At 62.4% G+C, this 22,455-nt stretch carries 17 protein-coding genes; 12 read left to right on the plus strand and 5 right to left on the minus strand.

Annotation, left to right across the window (positions count from 1 at the left end; genetic code table 11):
• Positions 1–69: 69 nt before the first annotated feature.
• The 3 genes from RB548_RS02635 (at position 70) to RB548_RS02645 (ending at position 5,161) form a co-directional block, all read left to right on the plus strand.
• Entirely contained in the window at positions 70–777 is a 708-nt protein-coding gene (locus RB548_RS02635; RefSeq protein ID WP_283964446.1) for a glutathione binding-like protein, read from the plus strand.
• A gap of 174 nt (positions 778–951) precedes the next feature.
• The gene (locus RB548_RS02640; protein ID WP_331373507.1) at positions 952–2,193 is read left to right on the plus strand and encodes an NAD(P)/FAD-dependent oxidoreductase; all 1,242 of its coding nucleotides are present in this window, start codon (positions 952–954) and stop codon (positions 2,191–2,193) included.
• A 175-nt stretch (positions 2,194–2,368) separates the two neighbouring features.
• Positions 2,369–5,161 (plus strand): bifunctional diguanylate cyclase/phosphodiesterase, encoded by a 2,793-nt coding sequence (locus RB548_RS02645; RefSeq protein ID WP_331373508.1) that lies wholly within the window; start codon positions 2,369–2,371, stop codon positions 5,159–5,161.
• Positions 5,162–5,265: 104 nt separating this feature from the next.
• Here the strand turns inward: RB548_RS02645 and RB548_RS02650 are convergent, their stop codons facing one another.
• The 3 genes from RB548_RS02650 to groES all read right to left on the minus strand — a co-directional run bounded on the left by RB548_RS02650 (position 5,266) and on the right by groES (position 8,246).
• Positions 5,266–5,694, minus strand: a complete 429-nt coding sequence (locus RB548_RS02650; RefSeq protein ID WP_331373509.1) for a hypothetical protein — start codon at positions 5,692–5,694, stop codon at positions 5,266–5,268.
• A 542-nt stretch (positions 5,695–6,236) separates the two neighbouring features.
• Complete coding sequence (gene groL, locus RB548_RS02655; RefSeq protein WP_331373510.1) at positions 6,237–7,874, minus strand: chaperonin GroEL; 1,638 nt, start codon at positions 7,872–7,874, stop codon at positions 6,237–6,239.
• Positions 7,875–7,949: 75 nt separating this feature from the next.
• A complete protein-coding gene (groES, locus tag RB548_RS02660; protein WP_012706990.1) occupies positions 7,950–8,246 on the minus strand; it encodes a co-chaperone GroES in 297 nt (98 codons plus the stop codon).
• A 394-nt stretch (positions 8,247–8,640) separates the two neighbouring features.
• Here groES and RB548_RS02665 point away from each other — a divergent pair, with 394 nt between their 5' ends.
• From RB548_RS02665 to RB548_RS02685, 5 genes are all read left to right on the plus strand, one after another.
• Positions 8,641–9,489 (plus strand): TIGR01459 family HAD-type hydrolase, encoded by an 849-nt coding sequence (locus RB548_RS02665; RefSeq protein ID WP_331373511.1) that lies wholly within the window; start codon positions 8,641–8,643, stop codon positions 9,487–9,489.
• Between the two features lie 13 nt (positions 9,490–9,502).
• Entirely contained in the window at positions 9,503–10,486 is a 984-nt protein-coding gene (locus RB548_RS02670; RefSeq protein ID WP_331373512.1) for a bifunctional riboflavin kinase/FAD synthetase, read from the plus strand.
• 286 nt (positions 10,487–10,772) lie between these two features.
• On the plus strand, positions 10,773–13,682 hold the full coding sequence (gene ileS / locus RB548_RS02675; protein WP_331373513.1) for an isoleucine--tRNA ligase: 2,910 nt from the start codon (positions 10,773–10,775) through the stop codon (positions 13,680–13,682).
• 134 nt (positions 13,683–13,816) lie between these two features.
• Positions 13,817–14,437 carry a hypothetical protein gene (locus RB548_RS02680; RefSeq protein WP_331373514.1) on the plus strand — a complete coding sequence of 207 codons (621 nt, stop codon included), beginning with the start codon at positions 13,817–13,819 and terminating at the stop codon, positions 14,435–14,437.
• 3 nt (positions 14,438–14,440) lie between these two features.
• On the plus strand, positions 14,441–14,920 hold the full coding sequence (locus RB548_RS02685) for a GNAT family N-acetyltransferase (protein ID WP_331373515.1): 480 nt from the start codon (positions 14,441–14,443) through the stop codon (positions 14,918–14,920).
• A gap of 12 nt (positions 14,921–14,932) precedes the next feature.
• On the opposite strand, the gene RB548_RS02690 is transcribed toward RB548_RS02685, so the two are convergent.
• Positions 14,933–15,382 carry a nucleoside deaminase gene (locus RB548_RS02690; RefSeq protein ID WP_331373516.1) on the minus strand — a complete coding sequence of 150 codons (450 nt, stop codon included), beginning with the start codon at positions 15,380–15,382 and terminating at the stop codon, positions 14,933–14,935.
• 73 nt (positions 15,383–15,455) lie between these two features.
• On the opposite strand from RB548_RS02690, the gene RB548_RS02695 reads away from it, so the two are divergent.
• The 3 genes from RB548_RS02695 (at position 15,456) to RB548_RS02705 (ending at position 18,852) form a co-directional block, all read left to right on the plus strand.
• Entirely contained in the window at positions 15,456–17,246 is a 1,791-nt protein-coding gene (locus RB548_RS02695) for a pseudouridine synthase (protein WP_331373517.1), read from the plus strand.
• Positions 17,247–17,252: 6 nt separating this feature from the next.
• On the plus strand, positions 17,253–17,813 hold the full coding sequence (gene rsmD, locus RB548_RS02700; protein WP_331375053.1) for a 16S rRNA (guanine(966)-N(2))-methyltransferase RsmD: 561 nt from the start codon (positions 17,253–17,255) through the stop codon (positions 17,811–17,813).
• Between the two features lie 160 nt (positions 17,814–17,973).
• On the plus strand, positions 17,974–18,852 hold the full coding sequence (locus RB548_RS02705) for a patatin-like phospholipase family protein (protein ID WP_331373518.1): 879 nt from the start codon (positions 17,974–17,976) through the stop codon (positions 18,850–18,852).
• Between the two features lie 189 nt (positions 18,853–19,041).
• Here the strand turns inward: RB548_RS02705 and RB548_RS02710 are convergent, their stop codons facing one another.
• Positions 19,042–20,898, minus strand: a complete 1,857-nt coding sequence (locus RB548_RS02710) for a monovalent cation:proton antiporter-2 (CPA2) family protein (protein ID WP_331373519.1) — start codon at positions 20,896–20,898, stop codon at positions 19,042–19,044.
• 150 nt (positions 20,899–21,048) lie between these two features.
• Here RB548_RS02710 and RB548_RS02715 point away from each other — a divergent pair, with 150 nt between their 5' ends.
• Positions 21,049–22,395 (plus strand): TldD/PmbA family protein, encoded by a 1,347-nt coding sequence (locus RB548_RS02715; protein ID WP_331373520.1) that lies wholly within the window; start codon positions 21,049–21,051, stop codon positions 22,393–22,395.
• Positions 22,396–22,455: the final 60 nt, after the last annotated feature.

Below are 22,455 nucleotides of genomic sequence, written 5' to 3' on the forward strand. Positions count from 1 at the left end.
AATGGAATCGCGACGACCTATGTAGGGGCGGCACGTCCCACCCTCAGCATCCCACTTCGAGGCATCCTTATGGCTGATCTTTCCTCTTTTCCGATCACGACCCGCTGGCCGGCAACCAACCCGGATATCATCCAGCTCTATTCACTGCCGACCCCGAACGGCGTGAAGATTTCCATTGCCCTGGAAGAGCTGGGCCTGCCCTACGAGCCGCATCGCATTGCGTTCGACGCCAACGAACAGAAGTCGCCCGAATTTCTGTCGCTCAACCCGAACGGCCGCATCCCGGCGATCATCGACCCGAACGGACCCGGCGGAAAGCCGATCGGTCTTTTTGAATCCGGTGCGATCCTGGTTTATCTCGCGGAAAAGACGGGAAAGCTTATCCCGGCGGATGCCGCCGGCCGCTACGAGACGCTTTGCTGGGTGATGTTCCAGATGGGCGGCGTTGGCCCGATGCTCGGCCAGTTCGGGCATTTCTTCAAGTTCGCGGCCGAGAAGGTTGCCAATAATTCCTATCCGGTGGAGCGCTACCGCGATGAATCGAAGCGCCTTCTCGGCGTTCTTGAGACACGGCTGAAGGGTCGGCAATGGCTGATGGGCGACGAGTACACGATCGCCGATATTGCCACCTATCCGTGGGTCGAGGGTGCGCGCAGATTCTATGGCGGCGCCGAAGTGCTCGAATACGAGAGCTTCCCGAACGTCATGGCTTGGGTCGATCGCGGCCTTGCGCGGCCGGCCGCGCAGAAGGGGATGGAAATCCCGCGTAAGCCCTGATCCCTTGGCGGGCTTACCGTTCCGCCCGAGTTGACGAGGCTCGGGCGGAGAGGGTACGGCTTGCTAAAACAGTGCCTACAGCGCCGCGCGTCTTTTGAGACGCGCAAAGGGTCGCTGTAGCACTTTGATTCGCTGCATGATTTTATCCTCAAATCGATTCCGGCTTGAGGAATCATGCAGCAGAGACGGGGAGAGCAGGTGTCGGGAAGACTTGTTGTTGTCGGCGGCGGTCAGGCCGCGTTCGCCTTGGTTGCCAAACTTCGCGCTTTGAAGGACGAGCGGCCAGTGACGATCGTTGCCTCGGAGGCAAGCCTTCCCTACCAGCGGCCGCCCCTCTCCAAGAAATATCTGCTCCGCGAAACGACACTCGATCGGCTGCTCTATCGGCCAGAGGCCTGGTATTCGGAGCACGACATCGACATTCGCCTTTCGACGACCGTCACACGCATCGACCGTGGGCAGAAACAGGTAACTTTGAGCGACGGATCGGTGCTCGGCTATGAGACGCTTGCCTTCGCGACCGGGGCGACTCCGCGTCGACTGCCCGCCTCGGTCGGTGGCGATCTGGCCGGCGTCTACGTCGTACGGGACTTCAAGGATGCCGACGTGCTGGCCGAGGAAATGCGGCCCGGGCGCCGCGCGCTGGTGGTGGGCGGGGGCTATATCGGTCTTGAGGCTGCCGCGGTCGCCCGCACCTGCGGCATGGAAGTAACCGTCATCGAAATGGCGGACCGCATCCTGCAGCGGGTCGCCTCGGCCGCGACCTCCGAGATTGTTCGAGAGATCCATCGCTCGCGCGGGGTCGACATTCGCGAGCGCACGGGCCTCCATCGCCTTATCGGCGAGGACGGGCGTGTCATGGGGGCCGAGCTCGCCGACGGCTCCGTCATTCCCGTCGACATCGTGATCGTCGGCATCGGGGTGGCGCCGAACGATGCACTCGCACACGATGCCGGCCTCGAAACGGCGAATGGCATCATCGTCGACAGCCACGGCCGAACCTCCGATCCGGCGATCTTTGCCATGGGCGACTGCGCGGTCTTGCCGTGGCAGGGCATGCGGATCCGCCTGGAATCGGTTCAGAACGCCGTCGACCAGGCGGAGGCGATTGCTGCGATCCTCGCCGGCAGCTCAGAGCCCTACGATCCGAAGCCCTGGTTCTGGTCGGACCAATACGACGTGAAGCTCCAGATCGCCGGCTTCGGTCTCGGCCACGACGAAACACTTGTCCGTCCGGGCCAGCGTGAAGGCAGCGTATCGGTCTGGTATTTCCGCCAGGGCAGGTTCATCGCCGTCGATGCCATCAACGACGCCAAGGCCTATGTGACGGGAAAGAAGCTGCTCGAAACCGGCACAACGCCGGATCGCGCGAAACTCGCCGATCCTGACACCGACCTCAAGTCGCTGCTCGTATAGGCGGCGCCATCGCTCGGAATTCGGAGACTGTTAACGACGAAAGCACTGTTCCGTTTCGGAATGGCGCTTTTCGGCGGATCTTCACGCTTCCTTAAACGGCCAAACGTCAACAGATGGCAACCGAGCGGAAGCAGGTGTCCTGCGCCCCCCGCACTGCTTATTTGGGCGATCTGTGATGTTCAAGATCCTGACATGCCTCGTGGTGGAACACGATCCGCGACTGGTCGTACTGGCAGCGTTGATTTGCTTCCTGTCGAGTTTTGGCGCTGTCACTTTGCTTCAGCGTGCGCGTACGTCGGACGGCTGGCCGCGGGCGACTTGGATCGCCGCCGCCGGCATCGCCAGCGGCTTCGGGATCTGGGCCACCCACTTCATCGCCATGCTTGCCTATGACCCGGGTGTCGTGGTCGGCTATAAGGTAAACCTCACGACCCTTTCGCTGGCGGTGGCAATCGTCCTGACGACATCGGCCCTCGGCATCGCGACCTATGTGACGGGACGTGCCGGCTTTCTGTTCGGCGGGCTGGTACTTGGCGCCGGCGTCGCCTCGATGCATTTTCTCGGGATGACCGCGCTTGACGTCTCCGGGGCTATCCGCTGGGATGCGACGCTTGTCGTCTTTTCGATCCTTGCCGGATCGCTGTTCGATGTGGCAGCGCTCTTTGCGGTCGCCCGCAGCGAACAGCCGCAGGCGGCCAAGTTGCTTGCGACATCTGCAATGACGCTTGGCATCGTGGTGCTGCATTTTACGGCGATGGGCGCGGTGACGATCGAAGCCGGGCCAGGGGCCGAGGAGAACGGCGGCATGATGCAGCCGCATCTCTTGGCTTTCGTCATTGCCGGAACGGCATTCTTCCTGCTGTCGATCGTTCTGATTGCCGCCGGTTTCGCCCGTCAGGCGGAATCTCTGGCGGCCGCCTCGGAAAAGGAGTTTTCCCGCTTCGTCCGGAGCGTCAAGGACTATGCGATCTGCATGCTCGACATTGATGGCCACGTGACCAGTTGGAATGCCGGCGCCGAGGCGAACAAGGGGTACACGGCCGAGGAGATCATCGGCAAGAATTTTGCCTGCTTCTACGCACCGGATGAGAGGCAGGCCAACCTGCCGCAACAGGCGCTTCGCCTCGCCCTTCTCGACGGAAAATACGAGGCGGAAGGTTGGCGCTATCGCAAGGATGGCACGCCCTTCTGGGCGCATGTGGTGATCGAGCCGATCATCGATGAAGCCGGACGGCACGCCGGCTTCATCAAGATCGCCAAGGACATCTCCAAGGAAAAGGCCAACGCCGACCGCATCGCCGAGGTCAGCAAGAATCTCGACATTGCGTTGGAGAACATGACACAGGGCATATGCCTGTTCGACAAGGCCGACCGCCTGCTGATTTCGAACAGGCGTTGCCTCGAGATCTTCAATCTCTCCGAATCGATGGCCGGCAAAGGACTGACATTCCGGGAAATTCTCGAACGGGCTTTTGCCAGCGCCTATCCCGACCCGGCGATCGCCGGGGCCAAGGCTGACGCGGCCTATCAGAAACACCGCGTAGACATTGTCGGCAAGGGCGGAGCCGACCTCGTCGAGAAGCTGCCGAACGGGCGTTCGATCCTGACGAAGCACCGCATGTTGCCGGACGGCGGCTGGGTTTCCACCTATGAAGACATCACCGAGCGACTGGACTCCGAGGAACAGATTTCGTTCCTCGCCCGACACGACAGCCTCACGGGGCTACCCAATCGTCTGCAGTTCAACAGCTATCTCGAAGAAGAGCTCGATGCCGCTGCCTGGTTCTCGCGGAAGGTGGCCGTCATCGGCATCGACCTGAACAAGTTCAAGGAAGTCAACGATTTGCACGGCCACGCGGCGGGCGACTTCGTGCTGGTCACGATCGCGCAGCGGGTGAAGGCGCATCTTCAGGAGGGCGAGTTCATTGCCCGTTTCGGTGGCGACGAATTTGCGGCGGTGAAGCGTTTCGAGGAACTTGCCGAGCTCCACGATTTCCTGCAGCGCATTGAAAATTGCCTGCATGAGGAAATGCGTTTCGGCGATTTCGAGCTGAAATCCGGCGGCAGCATGGGCGTCGCGATCTATCCGCAGGACGCAGAAACCGCCGACACGCTGATCAACAATGCCGATCTCGCCATGTATCGCGCCAAGGCGGCACTGAACCAGACGGTCTGCTTCTACGAGGTTTCAATGGACGAGGCGGCGCGCAAGCGCCGGGCACTCGCCAACGACCTCTGGGACGCGGTCGACAAGGGGCAACTGGCGCTTCACTATCAGGTGCAGAAATCGGTGATGACCGGCGATGTCACCGGCTATGAAGTGCTGCTGCGCTGGCATCATCCTGAGCGCGGCATGGTTCCGCCGAACGAATTCATCCCGCTGGCCGAAGAATGCGGCGCGATCCTGCCGATCGGTGAATGGGTCTTGCGCGAGGCCTGCCGCGAGGCGGCCGGATGGGACAGCCAACATAAGATTGCCGTCAATATCTCGCCGGTGCAGTTGGCCAATGGCGACATCGTCAGCCTCGTCCAACAGGTGCTCGTGGAAACCGGGCTCAACCCGAGGCGGCTCGAACTGGAAATCACCGAATCCACCATCATCGACGACAAGGAGCGCGCGCTGCTGACGCTCCGCCGGATCAAGGAACTTGGCGTCACTATCGCCATCGACGACTTCGGCACCGGTTATTCGTCGCTCGAGACATTGCGGTCGTTCCCCTTCGACAAGATCAAGCTCGACAAGAGCTTCATGTGGGAGGTCGAAGGCAGCCCCCAGGCCAAGGCGATCGTCCGGGCCATCCTCGCCCTCGGACAAAGCCTTTCCGTGCCGGTCCTCGCCGAGGGCGTCGAAACGCAAAAGCAGCTCGACATTCTTCAAGCGGAGGGTTGTGACGAGGCGCAGGGCTACCTCCTCGGGCGACCAGCACCGATCGCCACAGCCGCGGGCACTCGAGCCGCCGTCGCTTGATGCGGCTGCGGCGGTGGGGCCAGGGGCCGAAGGGAGTGGGTGACGTCAGGAGTTGCGCAGTTTCATAGAGTTAGGCCACTGCTTCAATGAAACCATGAAACGACCTATTGCCTCAGCATCGCCTGCGCGCCCTCGACCAGAAAACGCGGGAAGAAGAAGACTCCCAGCATCGAGCCTGAATAGCGCTCTTCCAGGCCGGACGACTCGCCGATGCAGAAGAGCGGCTGCCTTTGCCCCGTTTCGAGGATGATCGTCGTGGAAAAGCAGAAGGTCGAGGAGGACGTTGCCGCCTGCTCGAAAAGCTCGAGGACGTGATTGCGATCGGCCGGATCGTAACAGCGGACGAAATTGAGCAATCCGCACTCGTTCTCGCGCAGACCGTGAATGGCTGCAGCCTTGTCGCCGAGGACGAAGAGGCCTGTCGTGAGATCGCCGGACCAGCCCTCGGAAACGCAGAATTGCCCAGGTATATCCTGATACGGGAGGCCGTGAACGCCGGAGGAGAGGGAATTTGCTCTTGCGATCTTAAACACGGCCTACCCCAGAATATGCCCCGGCGACCCGTCCGTACCTAAACCCGGACAGACGCATTCCCAAAAAAGACCGCTCTCTACTGCCTGCCCGGAGGACGAACGCACTCGCAGGGCCATGCTGATCTCCTTGTGGATCGGTCCGACGCAGAAATGACCGCCCGCCAAGCGAAGTCATTTCGCAAGAAGGTCGGCTATGTTGCGATCAACTATTCTATAAGCTTTGGTGATGATGTTCTCTGCGGGAACCAGGTACACAAACCGGGCATCGAAAATCGAGCAATGCGCGCTCAGTTGTGTTTGCTTTCTGGTCTCGCGTGAATCTGGCGTTCACTTGCGGCGCTGTTATAATTCGTTTTTTTCCGACTTCAACGGTTTTTTCCGCAATTTTGAGCGGTGGTTTCTTTTTCCCGCGCGTTGTTCGGGATCGGTCACTTGGTTTGACAAAAAGCAAAAGGGGCGGCTCGAAAGCCGCCCCTTCAGTTCCGGTACCGGAATGACTCACGCGATGCTTTGAGCATCACTGTGATAAGGCTTGCGCCTTATCACATCATGTCCATGCCGCCCATGCCGCCCATGCCGCCCGGCATTGCCGGAGCGTCCTTCTTCGGCAGCTCGGCGATCATGGCTTCGGTGGTGATCAGCAGCGAGGCAACCGAAGCTGCGTCCTGCAGAGCGGTGCGAACGACCTTGACCGGGTCGATGATGCCCATGGTGATCATGTCGCCATATTCGCCGGTTTGCGCGTTGTAGCCGAAGTTGTCGGTGTTCTTCTCAAGGATCTTGCCGACGACGATCGAGGCTTCGTCACCGGCGTTCTCGACGATCTGGCGGGCCGGAGCCTGCAGAGCGCGGCGAACGATGTTGACACCGGCGTCCTGGTCGTCGTTTTCACCCTTGACGGTCAGCTTGGAAGCCGAACGCAGCAGGGCAACGCCGCCGCCCGCTACGATGCCTTCCTGAACGGCAGCGCGCGTCGCGTTGAGGGCGTCGTCGATGCGGTCCTTCTTTTCCTTCACTTCGACTTCCGTCGCACCGCCGACGCGGATGACGGCAACGCCGCCAGCGAGCTTGGCAAGGCGCTCCTGCAGCTTCTCGCGGTCGTAGTCAGAGGTGGTTTCTTCGATCTGGGCTTTGATCTGGGCAACGCGGCCTTCGATGTCGGCCTTCTGGCCGGCGCCGTCGACGATCGTCGTGTTTTCCTTGGAGATCGAAACCTTCTTCGCACGGCCGAGCATGTCGAGCGTGACGTTTTCGAGCTTGATGCCGAGGTCTTCCGAGATCACCGTGCCGCCCGTCAGGATGGCGATGTCTTCGAGCATGGCCTTGCGGCGATCGCCGAAGCCCGGAGCCTTGACGGCGGCAATCTTCAGGCCGCCACGCAGCTTGTTGACGACGAGCGTTGCGAGCGCTTCGCCTTCGACGTCTTCGGCGATGATGAGGAGCGGCTTGCCGGTCTGGACGACGGCTTCGAGAACCGGGAGCATGGCCTGGAGGTTCGAGAGCTTCTTCTCGTGCAGGAGAACGAAAGCGTCTTCGAGGTCTGCGACCATCTTTTCCGGGTTGGTGACGAAGTAGGGCGACAGGTAGCCGCGGTCGAACTGCATGCCTTCGACGACTTCGAGTTCGGTTTCGGCGGTCTTGGCTTCTTCAACCGTGATGACGCCTTCGTTGCCGACCTTCTGCATCGCTTCAGCGATGTCGAGGCCGATCTGCTTTTCACCGTTTGCGGAGATCGTGCCGACCTGGGCAACTTCGTCCGAGGTGTTGATCTTCTTGGACTTGGCGAGCAGGTCCCTGACGACTTCGGCAACGGCGAGGTCGATGCCGCGCTTCAGGTCCATCGGGTTCATGCCGGCAGCAACTGCCTTGGCGCCTTCGCGAACGATCGCCTGAGCGAGAACGGTCGCAGTGGTCGTGCCGTCGCCGGCGATGTCGTTGGTCTTCGAAGCGACTTCGCGGACCATCTGGGCGCCCATGTTTTCGAACTTGTCTTCGAGTTCGATTTCCTTGGCGACCGAAACGCCGTCCTTGGTGATGCGCGGAGCGCCGAAGGACTTGTCGATAACGACGTTACGACCCTTCGGGCCGAGCGTTACCTTGACTGCATCGGCGAGGATGTCGACGCCGCGCAGCATCTTTTCGCGCGCGGTACGGCCGAACTTGACTTCTTTAGCTGCCATTTTTGAAAGCTCCTGGTTTCGAAGTTCCGGGACGGGCCCGGTTTCAAATTACGGAAGTTGGAGGGTGCCGGCCGATCAGCCGATGATGCCCATGATGTCGGCTTCCTTCATGATCAGAAGGTCTTCGCCGTTGATCTTGACTTCGGTGCCGGACCACTTGCCGAACAGGACGCGGTCGCCAGCCTTGACATCGAGCGGAACGACCTTGCCGCTTTCGTCACGGGCGCCCGAACCGACAGCCACGATTTCGCCTTCCTGCGGCTTTTCCTTTGCGGTGTCCGGAATGATGATGCCGCCCTTGGTCTTTTCCTCAGACTCGACGCGGCGGACGACAACGCGGTCGTGCAGCGGACGGAAGTTGGTGCTTGCCATTGTCTAATCCCTCGATCAAATGACATTGCGGATCGTTCATCGACCCGGTGGATGGTGTTAGCACTCATATCTTAGGAGTGCTAGCGCCGCCGAAATAGGACCGCGCGCTGAACGAGTCAAGGATCGGCCGAGAGATTTTTTGCTGCTTCGTGATCGTCGACATGGGGCGGGCTTTTCTTTCTGACGATCGCCGCTGCCGCCTTGCTGTTGTGGTGGAAGCGCGGAATTTACCAGACCTTGGCCATCTGCGCCGCTGCTCAGATCTTTCTGACGCAGTCGGCTACATTGTGCGGCCGAATTCTTGGGAAGCGCGGCGTTTTTCTGAGCGCGAGACTTGTATTCTTTGCCCTTCCTTGCGATGTGAGCCGAGAAGCCGAGTTTGCGGGAAGCCAATATGGCCGTAAGGATCAACAGTTTTCGGGAAATCACCAGCCGATACGACGTGGTGCTCTGCGATGTCTGGGGCGTTCTTCACAATGGCGTCCAGGCCTTCGCCTCGGCTTGCGAAGCGCTGGCGGAGGCGCGCGCGCGCGGCCTGACTGTCGTCCTCATCACCAATTCGCCGCGGCCTCATCCCGGCGTCAAGGTGCAGATCCGCGGCCTCGGTGTTGCGGACGAAGCCTACGACCGCATCGTTACGTCTGGCGACGTCACGCGGGCGTTGATCTCGGCGGCTGCGAAACGCATCTTCTTCATCGGGGCCGAGCGCGATCTTCCGTTGCTCGAAGGTCTCGGCACCGAGATCGTTGCGGCGGAGGATGCGGAGACGATCGTCTGCGCCGGCTTTTATGACGATGAAACCGAAACGCCCGAACATTACCGCGCAACGTTGACGGGGCTCGCCAAGCGAAAGATCCCGTTCATCTGCGCCAATCCCGACCTCGTCGTGGAGCGCGGGCATCGGCTGATCCCCTGTGCCGGTGCCATCGCCAAGCTCTATGAGGAACTGGGCGGCGAGGCCCGCATTGCGGGCAAGCCCTATATCGCGATCTACCGCGCCGCCCTGGCTGAAGCGAAGGCCGCGCGCGGTGCATTCGACCTGTCGCGTGTCATCGCGATCGGCGACGGCATGCCGACCGATGTGAAGGGCGCGCAGGACGCGGGCTTCGACCTGCTCTATATCAGCGCAGGCATTCATGCGCAGGAATACATGCATGAAAGCCGCACCGACGAGGCGAAACTTGCTGCCTTCCTGAAAAGGGAAGGGGCTGCGCCGAAGTGGTGGATGCCGCGGCTTGGCTGACGGGAAGACGGATATGACGGTTTTTCATCGCAACGAAACCCGTGATCCGCTTCCGGAGCGCCTGCGCGGCGGCGTCATCGCAATCGGCAATTTCGATGGCGTTCATCGCGGCCATCAGTCGGTCTTGAACAGGGCGCTGGAAGAAGCGGCAATACGCGGCGTTCCGGCGCTTGTCCTGACTTTCGAGCCGCATCCGCGCACCGTCTTTAGGCCGGACACGCCGGTCTTTCGTCTGACACCCGCGCCGCTCAAGGCCAGCATCCTCGAAGGCATGGGTTTTGGCGCCGTCATCGAATACCCCTTTGACCGAACCTTCTCCCAGCTTTCCGCGTCCGACTTCATCCATCGCATTTTGCGCGAATGGCTGCATGCGTCCCATGTGGTCACCGGCTTCGACTTCCATTTCGGCAAGGGGCGCGAAGGCGGCCCGGCATTCCTGATGGCGGCCGGCGAGCGGGAGGGGTTTGGCGTCACGCTCGTCGATGCCTTCCGCGATGAAAATGCCTCAGTGATATCGTCGAGCTTCATCCGTTCGTTGCTCGCCGAAGGCGACGTCGTGCACGCTGCCGGACTCCTTGGCTATCGCTATACCGTCGAAGCGGAAGTGATCGGCGGCAAGCAGCTCGGCCGCGCGCTCGGCTTTCCGACCGCCAACATGAGGCTGCCGCCGGAAGCGGAGCTCAAGAATGGCATCTACGCCGTGCGGTTCCGTCGTCCGGACGGTTCTCTCTACGGCGGCGTCGCAAGCTTCGGCCGCCGCCCGACTGTCGACAGCGATGGCGAACCGCTGCTCGAGACCTTCGTCTTCGACTATTCCGGTGACCTTTACGGCGAAGTCTGCAGCGTTTCCTTCTTCGGTCACCTCCGCGACGAGCTCAAGTTCGATGGGTTGGAGCCGCTGATGGCGCAGATCAAGCGCGACGAGGAAGAGGCGCGCCTGCTCCTTTCCGGCGTGCAGCCCTTGAGCGAGATCGACCGGAGGCTCAATTTTGCCTGAGTGCTGATGGGAGGACGCTCGTCCTTTCCTGAGCCAAAGAATTCGGCCCAGCGACGCTGGCGGACCTTTTCAAAAGGCTGAAAACGCCTTAAAGAACCGGGCACTATGACCCGGCACCGTCGATTGATCGTCGATCAGCGAATTATTGGCCCGGCCCTCCGCGCGCGCTAGACCGCCGGCGGGTCCGGGATTTTGGCGTTTTTCACGCCCCCCAAGTCATCTTTGAGACAGAGACCCGTTCCGCATGCGTGACAATACCCGCGCGGAAAATACGAACGCAAAGACCATGACAGAGACCGCTGAAAAGATCGATTATTCCTCCACCCTCTATCTGCCGCAGACGGAGTTTCCGATGCGCGCCGGTCTGCCGCAGAAGGAGCCGGAGACGGTTGCCCGCTGGCAGAAGATGGGCCTCTACAAGAAGCTCCGCGCTTCCGCCGCTGGCCGCGAGAAGTTCGTCCTGCATGACGGCCCGCCCTATGCCAACGGCAACATCCATATCGGCCATGCGCTCAACAAGATCCTCAAGGACGTGATCAACCGCTCGTTCCAGATGCGCGGCTTCGACGCCAACTACGTGCCGGGCTGGGACTGCCACGGCCTGCCGATCGAATGGAAGATCGAGGAGAAGTACCGCGAGAAGGGCAAGAACAAGGACGAGGTTCCGGTCAACGAGTTCCGCAAGGAGTGCCGTGATTTCGCCAGCGGCTGGATCGAGGTTCAGACCGAGGAGTTCAAGCGCCTTGGCATCGAAGGTGATTTCGAGCGGCCCTACACGACGATGAACTTCCACGCGGAAGCGCGTATCGCAGGCGAGTTGATGAAGATCGCCAAGGCCGGCCAGCTCTATCGTGGTTCGAAGCCGGTCATGTGGTCGGTTGTCGAACGCACCGCGCTCGCCGAGGCCGAGGTCGAGTATGCCGATGTCGAAAGCGACATGATCTGGGTAAAGTTCCCGATCACAGAAGGCCCGGATGCATTGGCCGGTGCCTTTGTCGTGATCTGGACCACCACGCCCTGGACGATCCCCGGCAATCGTGCGATCGCCTATTCGTCCCGTTACGCCTATGGCCTCTATGAGGTCGCGACGGCCGAAAACGACTACGGCCCGCAACCGGGCGAAAAGCTGATCTTCGCCAAGCGTCTTGCCGAGGAGTCGGCTGCCAAGGCGAAGGTGACGTTCAACTTCGTCCGCGACGTCGAAGCAGACGAGCTCGGGGCGATCACCTGCGCCCATCCGCTCCACGGTCTCGGTGGCGGCTATGCCTTCCATGTGCCGTTGCTCGACGGGGATCACGTGACGGACGATGCCGGCACTGGCTTCGTTCACACGGCCCCCGGCCACGGCCGCGAAGACTTTGACGCCTGGATGGACAGCGCCCGCGCACTCGAAGCGCGCGGCATCTCCTCTGCGATCCCGTTCACGGTCGACGATGCCGGCTATTTCACCGCCGATGCTCCCGGCTTCGGCCCGGATGCGGAAGGTGGCGCAGGTCGCGTCATCGACGACAAGGGCAAGAAGGGCGATGCCAACGATCGCGTGATCAAGGCGCTGATCGCCCGCCACACGCTCTTTGCTCGTGGCCGCTTGAAGCACTCCTATCCACATTCCTGGCGGTCGAAGAAGCCGGTCATTTTCCGCAACACGCCGCAGTGGTTTGTCTACATGGACAAGGACTTCGGGGACGGCACGACGCTGCGCTCGCGTGCCTTGAAGGCGATCGACGGCACCCGCTTCGTGCCCGGTGCCGGCCAGAACCGTCTGCGTGCGATGATCGAGCAGCGGCCGGACTGGGTGCTTTCGCGCCAACGCGCCTGGGGCGTGCCGATCGCGATCTTCGCCGACGACCAGGGCGAAATCCTCATCGATGACGCCGTTAACGCGCGCATCCTCGAGGCCTTCGAAAAGGAGGGCGCCGACGCCTGGTTCGCCGAAGGCGCCAAGGAGCGTTTCCTCGGCAACGATCATGACCATGCCAAGTGGCATCAGGTCATGGACATTCTCGATGTCTGGTTCGATTCCGGTTCGACCCATACCTTCACGCTGGAGGATCGTCCCGACCTGAAATGGCCGGCCGATGTCTACCTCGAGGGCTCCGACCAGCACCGCGGCTGGTTCCACTCGTCGCTGCTTGAAAGCTGCGCGACGCGCGGCCGTGCGCCCTACAACGCCGTCGTCACCCATGGCTTCACCATGGATGAGAAGGGCGAGAAGATGTCGAAGTCGAAGGGCAACACCGTCACACCGCAGGAGGTGATGAAGGATGCCGGTGCCGACATCCTGCGGCTCTGGGTGATGACGACGGATTATTGGGAGGATCAGCGTCTCGGCAAGACGATCATCCAGACTAACATCGACGCCTATCGCAAGCTCAGGAACACCATCCGCTGGATGCTCGGCACGCTCGCTCATGACAAGGGCGAGGCGATCGCCCTTTCCGACATGCCGGAACTCGAACAGTTGATGCTGCACCGGCTGGCCGAACTGGACCGGCTGGTGCGCGAAGGCTACGACGCCTTCGACTTCAAGCGGATCGCCCGTGCGCTTATCGATTTCTCGAATGTCGAACTGTCGGCCTTCTACTTCGATATCCGCAAGGACGCGCTCTACTGCGACGCACCGTCCTCGGTCCGCCGCCGCGCCGCACTGCAGGTCATCCGCACGCTGTTCGATTGCCTGGTGACCTGGCTCGCTCCGATGCTGCCCTTCACCACCGAGGAAGCCTGGCTCTCTCGCAACCCGGAAGCCGTCTCGGTGCATCTGGAGCAGTTCCCGACCGTGCCGGCGGAGTGGCGCAACGATGCGCTTGCCGAGAAGTGGCGCAAGATCCGTGAAGTGCGCAAGGTCGTGACCGGCGCACTCGAAATCGAGCGCAAGGACAAGCGTATCGGCTCGTCGCTGGAAGCGGCGCCTGTCGTGCACGTTGCGGATGCGGATTTGCGCCAGGCGCTCGACGGCCAGGATTTTGCCGAGATCTGCATCACGTCGGCGATCGAGGTCGTTGGCTCCGAGGGGCCGGCCGATGCCTTCGCGTTGCCGGACGTCGCCAAGGTCAGCGTCGAGCCGAGGCTGGCCGAGGGCGAGAAATGCGCTCGCTCCTGGCGAATCACCACGGATGTCGGCTCCGATCCGCTCTATCCGGACGTTTCCGCTCGCGACGCGGCCGCCCTGAGAGAGCTTGGATTCAAGCCTTGACGCATCGTTTTGCCGGGTGAATTGCGCTTGCCGCGTTCATCCGGTACAACCTGCCCGAAATTTGGCGGATTTTTCGGCCAAGGGGGCGCTGAGTGGCCGCGGCATGTGGGGTGCGGCTGGCTGGAAGGAAATTCATGGAAATGACGCGAGAGTTGCGAGTTGTCGCCAGCATTGCCGCTATCGTGGCCGGCGGCTTGGTGCTTTCGGGCTGCATCGGCGGTCCAACCTATGGTACGGACAAGACGGCCGGCGAACATCTGCTCGACGACCTTGGCAGCGCTGTGAGCCTTGCCCCGCCGAAGCGCGATCCGGTCAAATATCAACCCCGCCCGGCGCTCGTGCTGCCGCCGCAGGGGCAGCAGACGGCTCTCATCGAACCGCAGCAGTCGCTGGCGAGCCGCGAGACCAATCCGCAGTGGGTCGAGTCGCCTGAGGAAACGCGCGAGCGCCTGCGTGACGAGGCCGACGCCAACAAGAACGATCCCAACTATGTCTCGCCATTGGCGAAGGCGAGCGCCAATGGCCGCCGTCTTTCGGCCAAGGAACAGCAGGAGGCGTATCGGGAGGCCCGCAAGATCGAGATGGGCGCGTATTCGGACAAGCGTCGCTTCTTGAGCGATCCGCCGCTCGATTATCGCCGCCTTCCGGAGGGCGCCGAAACGGACCTCGGCGAGCCGGAAAAGGTGAAGGAGCGCCGCCGCAAGAAGGACGCGCAGATCGCAAACAGCGGCACCAAGTGGTGGTGGCCGTTCTAAGCCATGGCAGCCAGCATTCGCAACGCCGTGCCGGAAGACGCAGAGACGATTCTGCGCTTCATCACCGAGCTCGCGATCTACGAAAAGGCGGGGCATGAGGTCGAGGCGACCGTCGAGCGCTTGCAAGCGTCGCTTTTCGGTCCGGACGCCATCACCCATGCGGTTATCTGCGAGGTCGACGGCGTGCCTGCCGGCTTCGCCATCTGGTTCTACAGCTTTTCCACCTGGCAAGCGCGCAAGGGTCTTTATCTCGAAGACCTCTATGTCACGCCCGAATACCGCGGTTCGGGCGCCGGCAAACTGCTTCTGAAGCATCTCGCGCGCATCGCCATTGCGGAAGGATGCGGCCGCTTCGAATGGAGCGTTCTCGATTGGAACGAGCCGGCTATCCGTGTTTACGAGGCAGTCGGCGCGGAGCCCATGTCGGAATGGAAGCGCTATCGGCTTGCAGGAGCCGCGCTGAAGGCGCTTGCTGACGATTAACCGCTGCGCCGGTCAGCGCTTGCCGGCAAAGAAATCGCGAAGGATATCGGCGGCTTCCCGTTCGGCAAGGCCGGAATAGACGTCCGGGACGTGATGGCACGTGGGCGACGCATAGAACCTGACGCCGCTGTCCACCGCGCCGCCCTTCGGGTCCTCCGCGCCGTAATAGAGGCGGCGTATTCGGGCGAAGGAGATCGCCGCGGCGCACATAGTGCAGGGTTCCAGCGTGACGTAGAGGTCCGCACCCACCAGCCGTTCGTCGCCGACGCGGGCGGCGGCCTGGCGGATCGCCTCGATCTCGGCATGGGCGGTAACATCGTTCAGTTCGCGCGTGCGGTTTCCGGCAGCGGCGACGATCTTGCCGTCGAGCACGACGACGGCGCCGATCGGCACTTCGCCGCGTGCTGCCGCTTTCCGGGCCTCTTCGAGGGCCGCATCCATGAAGCGTGTCGTATCCGTCATCGCTCGATCAATAATTTCTCTTAACCCACGGCGCTTGACCTGATAGGACAGCCGCAAAAGGCAGGCAACACAAATGACATCCAAAGACAAGTCCACGCGGCCCGGCGGCAAGACCAACGGCCGGGAAAAGAAACCTCGTTCCGGTGACAAGAAGGCCGGCGCCACCGCGTCCGCCAAGGCCCGGCCGGCTGTAGCCGCGCCCGGTGCGGATGAGCCGCAGCGCATCTCGAAGATCCTCTCGCGCGCCGGCGTTGCCTCCCGCCGCGACGTCGAGCGGATGATCATGGAAGGGCGCGTCAAGCTCAACGGTGTCGTGCTCGACACGCCTGTCGTCAACGCAACGCTTGCCGACAGCATCGAGGTCGACGGTCATCCGATCCGCGGCATCGAGCGCACGCGTCTCTGGCTTTATCACAAGCCCGCCGGGTTGGTGACGACCAATGCCGATCCGGAAGGCCGACCGACGGTTTTCGAGAACTTGCCGGAAGGGCTGCCGCGCGTGCTTTCGATCGGCCGCCTCGACATCAACACCGAAGGCCTCCTGCTCTTGACCAATGATGGCGGCCTTGCTCGCGTGCTCGAGCTGCCCTCCACCGGCTGGCTGCGTCGATATCGCGTGCGCGCGCACGGCGAGATCGATCAGGAAGCGCTCGACCGGCTGAAAGATGGCATCGCGGTCGACGGCGTGCTCTACGGGGCAATCGAAGCGACGCTCGATCGGGTTCAGGGATCAAACGTCTGGATCACCATGGGCCTGCGAGAAGGCAAGAACCGCGAGATCAAGAACGTGCTCGGCGCGCTTGGTCTCGATGTCAATCGACTGATCCGCATTTCCTATGGCCCCTTCCAGCTGGGCGACCTGCCGGAAGGCCATGTTCAGGAAATTCGCGGCCGCACACTGAGGGACCAACTCGGCCCGCGCCTGATCGAGGACGCGAAGGCGAATTTCGACGCGCCTCTCTACAATGATCAGCCGGCGGCCGAGAGGGACCATCACGACGAGGCTGCGGAGGATGCCGGCAAGCCGGAGCGCGCCGGGAGGCGAGAAAGGCCCGAGGACAAGCGCGAGCGCGCGCTTGCGCGTCTCGACACGCGTCGCGACGAAGGCCGCTCCCGCGATCGTGGTGAGCGTCCCGCCGGCAGGTCCGCCGACCGTCCGGCTCGGGTTCCGGCAAAACGCAGCCGCACCGCCAATGTCTGGATGGCGCCGGGCGCACGCCCGATAGCCGAAAAGAAGCCAAAGTCGGCGGATGAGCCATCGGCGACGCCCGTTCGACGCGAGCGTCCGGAAGGCGCACCGAAGACAAAACGCTATGGCCGCACCAAGGACGGCCTGGCGACGAAGACATCGGGAAAGTTCGATCCCGACCGCAAAGGCGCCGCAGCCAAGGGCGCTGCCCGCCCGGAGCGCGCTCCGCGGCCGTCCGTCAGGCGCGGGGATGAAGATGGGGACTGGATCAGCGCGAGCGAGCCGGTGCGCCGCAAGGACGACACGCGCGACGCTGGCTTCGACCGACGTCGGCCCTTTGACGCAGGAGAGCGGAAATCGCGCGATCACGGCGATCGGCCACCGCGGCGCGAAAGCAGTGAACGCACGCGCGCGGAGCGCCCGGCACGCGCCGGCGGCGAGAATCGCGCATTCTCCGGAAAACCGCGGACAAGCCGCAGCGAAGGCGATCGACCTCAAGGTCGCGAGGGCGGCAACCGCCCCTCCGGTGACCGGCCTCGCGGAAAGCCCGCCGGCAAGCCCAGTGTAGGGAAATCGCCCGGCCAGCGCTCCGGCGGCCCTCGTGGCGGCAAGCCGGGCGGTGGCAAGCCAGGCGGCCGCCCTGGCGGCGGCAAGCCGCGAGGCAAGGGAAAGTAATTGGCCGTGCGCATCGTCGGGGGAGAGTTTCGCGGCCGCGCCCTGGCCACGCCGAAATCCAACGATATCCGTCCGACCACCGATCGGACGCGTGAAAGCCTGTTCAATATCTTGAGCCACGCCTATGCGGAAGCGCTCGATGGCACCCGTGTACTCGATCTCTTTGCCGGCACCGGCGCTGTCGGGCTCGAAGCCTTGTCGCGCGGCTGCAGGCATGCGCTCTTCGTCGAGCAGGCCGTCGAGGGCAGGGGGCTGCTTCGGACCAATATCGAGACGCTCGGACTTCAGGGGCGCGCCAAGATATTCCGTCGCGACGCCACCGATCTCGGGCCGGTCGGGACGATGGAGCCGTTTCACCTGGTTTTCGCGGATCCGCCTTATGGCAAGGGGCTCGGCGAGCGCGCACTTGCAGCCGCCGCGGCGGGCAAGTGGCTCGTCCCGGGCGCACTGGCAATTCTGGAGGAACGCGCCGACGTTGAGCCGCGGCCGCCGGTCGAGTTCGAGCCGCTCGATGTGCGCGCATTCGGTGACACGCGGATGCATTTCTACCGATTCCGCGGCGATTGACTACTGCATGATTCCTTAAATCGGAATCGATTTAAGGACAAAATCATGCAGCAATTCAAAGTGCTACAGCGACCTTTGCGCGTCCGATTGGACGCGCGTCGCTGTAGACCCGCGTGCGGCGACCGATCGAGTGCCCGTCGGATGAATGGAGACGAGCGTGATGAGGAAGGATACCCTTTCTGAAATCGCGAAGCCTTCCGCGAGGCGAAGCCCCTCGGTTGCGCTCGCGCTCGGAGGCGGGGGCGCACGGGGGCTTGCGCATATCCACATCATCGAAGCCCTCGACGAGATGGGTATTCAGCCCGTCGCGATCGCCGGCTCGTCGATCGGAGCACTCATGGGCGCCGGCATGGCGGCGGGGATGCGCGGGGAAGAGATACGGCATCATGTTCTGTCGACCGTCGGCCATCGCGGCGAAGTGCTTAACCGGCTGTGGCAGCTGCGGCCGGCCAGTCTTGCCGAGGCGATGTCGAGCGGCTTCCGCTTCGGCCAGTTCAACATCGAGCGGGTCCTGAAGGCCTTTCTGCCCGAGGCGATCCCGAGCCGCTTTTCCGATCTGCTGATCCCGTTGAAAGTCATGGCGACGGACTACTATGGCCAGACGGAACGCGTTTGTGAAAGCGGTGACCTTCACAGGGCGCTTGCCGCCTCCGCTGCCCTGCCGGCCGTGTTCACGCCGGTGAAAATCGATGGCCGCGTGATGATCGACGGCGGCATCTACAATCCGATCCCGTTCGACCACTTGCGCGGCCTGGCCGACATCGTCGTCGCCATCGATGTCGTCGGCGGCCCGGACGGCGACGGGCGAACCATACCGAGCCGTATCGACAGCCTGTTCGGCGCAAGCCAACTGATGATGCAATCCATCATAGCGATGAAGATGAAAAACGGCGCACCCGACCTACTGCTGCGCCCCGATGTCGGGCGCTTCCGTGTCCTCGATTTCTTGCGCGCCTACGAGGTCCTCGCCGCGACGGCGGGTACCAAGGAGCAATTCAAGCGTGCGCTTTCCGAGCGGATCGAGAGCTGGAACGACTAAGGCGGGTCCGCCCTTTGAAATTGCGTATTTCCGGACGGAAAACCCTTACACACTTTTCCGACAGCGCCGCGCGTCTTATGAGACGCGCAAAGGACGCTGTAGCACTTTGAATTGCTGCATGTTTTTATCCTCAAATCGGCTACGATTTAAGGATACATGCAGGAGAATTGCTTGTAAGCGAGGCCTCTGTCAGTCGCTCTGCGCCAACGTTTCGTCCTGCTGCCGATCTTCCGCCGGAAGGGTCGGCAGGATCCGCTCCTCGGTGTCGGCGGAGTGGTTCACTTCACGTTTTGGTTTGACCAACGGCTCCGGCCTGACCGGCCGCGAGTGCAGCATGTCGCGGCCCGCGGTGATGCCCTCGGCTTCCTGCAGAACGAGCCGCGCTTCGTCGCGACGGCGGATATCGTCCATGATGGCGATTGCATCTTCGTTGCCGACACCCAGCGCTTCCAGCGTCTTGCGACCAAAGAGAAGTCCGGATTCGAAGGTTTCGCGCAGTTCGTAGTCGACGCCCCGTGCGCGCAGTTCCAGCGTGTGCAGCCGGTCGTAGGAACGGGCGAAGATACGGGCGTTCGGGTACTCGGCCTGGACGAGACTGATGATCCTGTCCGTCGTTTCCTTCTTCTGCGTGCAGACCGCGACGAGCTTTGCGCGCTCTATGCCGGCCGCCCGCAGTACGTCAAGCCGGGTGCCATCGCCGAAATAGATGCGAAAGCCGAAGGTTGCGGCCTGGCGCACGCGCGCGGCGGAATGATCGATGATGGTCACGTCGCGGCCGCCGGCGAGCAGGATCTGTGCGGCGATCTGGCCGAAACGGGAGAAGCCGATCATCAGCACGTCGGCGCCGGCACCTTCGAAGTCCTCCTCGATCTCGTCGGCCATTTCCTCCTGCTCGTGCATCAGCCGCTTCGAGAGCATGGCTGCGACAGGTGTCAGCGCCATCGAGAGCGTCACGATGGCGACGAGCAGCGACGAGGTTCCCTGTGAAAAGACCCCCGCCGCAGCCGCCGCGGTGAAAAGCACGAAGCCAAATTCGCCGCCCTGGGGCAGAAGAAGGCCGATGCGGAGCGCATCGTTGTGGCGCGAGCCGGTGATGCGGCAGAGCCAGTAGAGCACGAGGCTCTTCACCAGCATCAGCAACGGCACCGCGACGATGATCAGCAGATAGTTTTCAACGATGACGTCGAGTTCCAGCGATAGGCCGACGGCCATGAAGAACAACGCCTGAAGAATGCCGCGAAAGGGTTCGATGTCGGCTTCGAGTTCATGGCGATAGGACGATTCCGCCAGAAGCACGCCGGCGAGAAAGGCGCCCATCGCCATGGAAAGACCGGCAAGCTGCATCATTGTCGCCGCACCCATGACGACGAGAAGGGCTGCCGCGATCATGACATCGCGAGCTCCGGTGCGGGCGATCACCTGGAAGAGCGGATTGAGCAGATAACGGCCCGCGAAGAAGAGAACGGCGACGGCGCTGACCGCAATCGCGAAGTCCTGAAACGGCGTCGTCGCGTCTTCCGGTGCCTGCGCTGCCATCAAGGGGATCAGGGCGAGCAGCGGAACGATCGCCAGGTCCTGCAGCAGCAGGATGGAAAAGGCGCGCTGGCCGTATCGCGTATTCGTGTCGTTGCTCTCGTCGAGGATCTGCATTGCAAAGGCCGTCGACGAGAGGGCAAGCCCGAAGCCGGCAATGATGCTTCCCCTCCATTCGAGAAGGCCGGCGAATGCGATCACGAAGGACAGAGCGAGACCGGTCAGGACAACCTGTGCAGCACCCAGCCCAAAAATATCGCGCCGCATTTGCCACAGGCGCGATGGCTTCAATTCAAGGCCGATGACAAAGAGCAGGAACACGACGCCGAGTTCCGAAACGTGCAGGATCTCCTCGCCATCCCTGATCGTCTGCGCGACCGGGCCGATCAGGATGCCGGCTGCAAGGTAGCCGAGAATCGTGCCGAGCCCCAGGCGCTTGAAGACTGGCGCCGCGATCACGGCGCCGCCGAGCAGCATTAGCGCCTGGGTATAGAGAAACGATGTCGTTTGCATGCTCGATGCTCTCGCTGTCACGGCTGCGGCAGGCCCCGCACGCAGGGCCTTCCGCCGGATATCATTTGGATGCTGGGACGGGAATCACGAAGATACCCTTGATGCATGGTTCAGTGCACAATAAATGGGGCAGGAATGAAAGGCCAAATCATGTCTGAGATGATCGATTCCGCTGCGCTGGAGAAGCAAGCCGCCGAACTCGTCGACCTTGCCCGCCGGGCCGGCGCGGAAGCCGCGGATGCGGTGGTCGTACGCGGCCGCTCCCGTTCCGTTTCTGTCCGCCTTGGCAAGGTCGAAGCGACGGAGGCCTCCGAAAGCGATGATTTTTCGCTCAGGGTCTTCGTCGGGCGCCGGGTCGCAAGCGTCTCGGCCAATCCTGGCTTCGATCTGAAGGTGCTTGCGGAGCGCGCGGTCGCGATGGCCAAGGCGTCGCCGGAGGACCCGTATGCGTCGCTCGCGGACGCCGACCGGCTTGCGACATCCTACCCGGACCTTGATCTGTTCGATGGCAGCGCCGTATCGACCGAAGCGTTGACCGAGGCTGCGCTTGCCGCCGAGGAGGCGGCCCTTGCCGTGTCGGGCGTCACCAACTCAAGCGGTGCCGGTGCCTCGGCCGGCATGGGCGGGCTCGTTCTGGCCACCTCGCATGGCTTCTCGGGCTCCTACATGGCAACCCGTTTCGGTCGCTCCGTCAGCGCCATCGCCGGCCAGGGCACAAAGATGGAGCGCGACTACGATTTCGATAGCCGCCTCTATTTCGATGATTTGCGAACGGCCGAGGACATTGGCCGCGTCGCCGGCGAAAGGGCGGTTGCGCGCCTCAACCCGCGCCAAGTTCCGACCGCGAAAAACGTCACCGTCGTTTTCGACCCGCGCATTGCACGCGGTTTCGTCGGTCATCTGGCCGGTGCGATCAACGGCGCGTCGGTGGCACGCAAGACGAGCTTCCTGCGTGACATGATGGGCAAGCAGATCATGAAGGCGGGCATTGAAGTGACCGATGATCCGCTGATCGTCCGTGGCGCTTCGTCGCGCCCCTTCGATGGCGAAGGAGTGAGCGGCGCGAAACTGTCGATAGTCGAGGACGGTGTGCTGCAGCACTGGTTCCTGTCGACCTCGGCGGCCAAGGAACTGGGTCTTGAAACCAATGGTCGCGGCGTTCGGGGCGGCCCCACGGTCAATCCCGCCTCGACCAATCTCGCCCTTGAGCCAGGAACGATCTCGCGCGACGATCTGATAAAGAGCGTCGGAACCGGTTTCTATGTCACCGAGCTCATCGGCCAGGGCGTGAACATGGTGACGGGGGAATACAGCCGCGGCGCTTCCGGTTTCTGGATCGAGAACGGCGAAATCACCTTCCCCGTATCCGAGGTAACGATCGCTTCCAATCTCAAGCAAATGTTCATGGCCTTGACGCCTGCCGACGATATCGACAGGAAATTCGGCATTGCCGCGCCGACCCTTGCCATCGAAGGCATGACGCTCGCCGGAACCTGATCGCGGGCGGCGTGTTCCACCAACATTGAGGCGCGCGGGCCGGTTCCGCGCGTATGGAGT

Origin of the sequence: Sinorhizobium chiapasense (assembly GCF_036488675.1) — a bacterium.
Taxonomy (GTDB): Bacteria; Pseudomonadota; Alphaproteobacteria; order Rhizobiales; family Rhizobiaceae; genus Sinorhizobium; species Sinorhizobium chiapasense.

Excerpts from the sequence above, each read along its gene's own strand:
- RB548_RS02685 (WP_331373515.1), top strand. The coding sequence starts at position 14,441 with ATGGCAGCCAGCATTCGCAACGCCGTGCCGGAAGACGCAGAGACGATT.
- RB548_RS02705 (WP_331373518.1), top strand. The coding sequence starts at position 17,974 with ATGAGGAAGGATACCCTTTCTGAAATCGCGAAGCCTTCCGCGAGGCGA.
- RB548_RS02695 (WP_331373517.1), top strand. The coding sequence starts at position 15,456 with ATGACATCCAAAGACAAGTCCACGCGGCCCGGCGGCAAGACCAACGGC.
- RB548_RS02665 (WP_331373511.1), top strand. The coding sequence starts at position 8,641 with ATGGCCGTAAGGATCAACAGTTTTCGGGAAATCACCAGCCGATACGAC.
- RB548_RS02635 (WP_283964446.1), top strand. The coding sequence starts at position 70 with ATGGCTGATCTTTCCTCTTTTCCGATCACGACCCGCTGGCCGGCAACC.
- RB548_RS02690 (WP_331373516.1), bottom strand. The coding sequence starts at position 15,382 with ATGACGGATACGACACGCTTCATGGATGCGGCCCTCGAAGAGGCCCGG.
- groL (WP_331373510.1), bottom strand. The coding sequence starts at position 7,874 with ATGGCAGCTAAAGAAGTCAAGTTCGGCCGTACCGCGCGCGAAAAGATG.
- RB548_RS02715 (WP_331373520.1), top strand. The coding sequence starts at position 21,049 with ATGTCTGAGATGATCGATTCCGCTGCGCTGGAGAAGCAAGCCGCCGAA.
- ileS (WP_331373513.1), top strand. The coding sequence starts at position 10,773 with ATGACAGAGACCGCTGAAAAGATCGATTATTCCTCCACCCTCTATCTG.
- RB548_RS02680 (WP_331373514.1), top strand. The coding sequence starts at position 13,817 with ATGGAAATGACGCGAGAGTTGCGAGTTGTCGCCAGCATTGCCGCTATC.
- RB548_RS02670 (WP_331373512.1), top strand. The coding sequence starts at position 9,503 with ATGACGGTTTTTCATCGCAACGAAACCCGTGATCCGCTTCCGGAGCGC.
- groES (WP_012706990.1), bottom strand. The coding sequence starts at position 8,246 with ATGGCAAGCACCAACTTCCGTCCGCTGCACGACCGCGTTGTCGTCCGC.
- RB548_RS02640 (WP_331373507.1), top strand. The coding sequence starts at position 952 with ATGCAGCAGAGACGGGGAGAGCAGGTGTCGGGAAGACTTGTTGTTGTC.
- RB548_RS02645 (WP_331373508.1), top strand. The coding sequence starts at position 2,369 with ATGTTCAAGATCCTGACATGCCTCGTGGTGGAACACGATCCGCGACTG.
- RB548_RS02710 (WP_331373519.1), bottom strand. The coding sequence starts at position 20,898 with ATGCAAACGACATCGTTTCTCTATACCCAGGCGCTAATGCTGCTCGGC.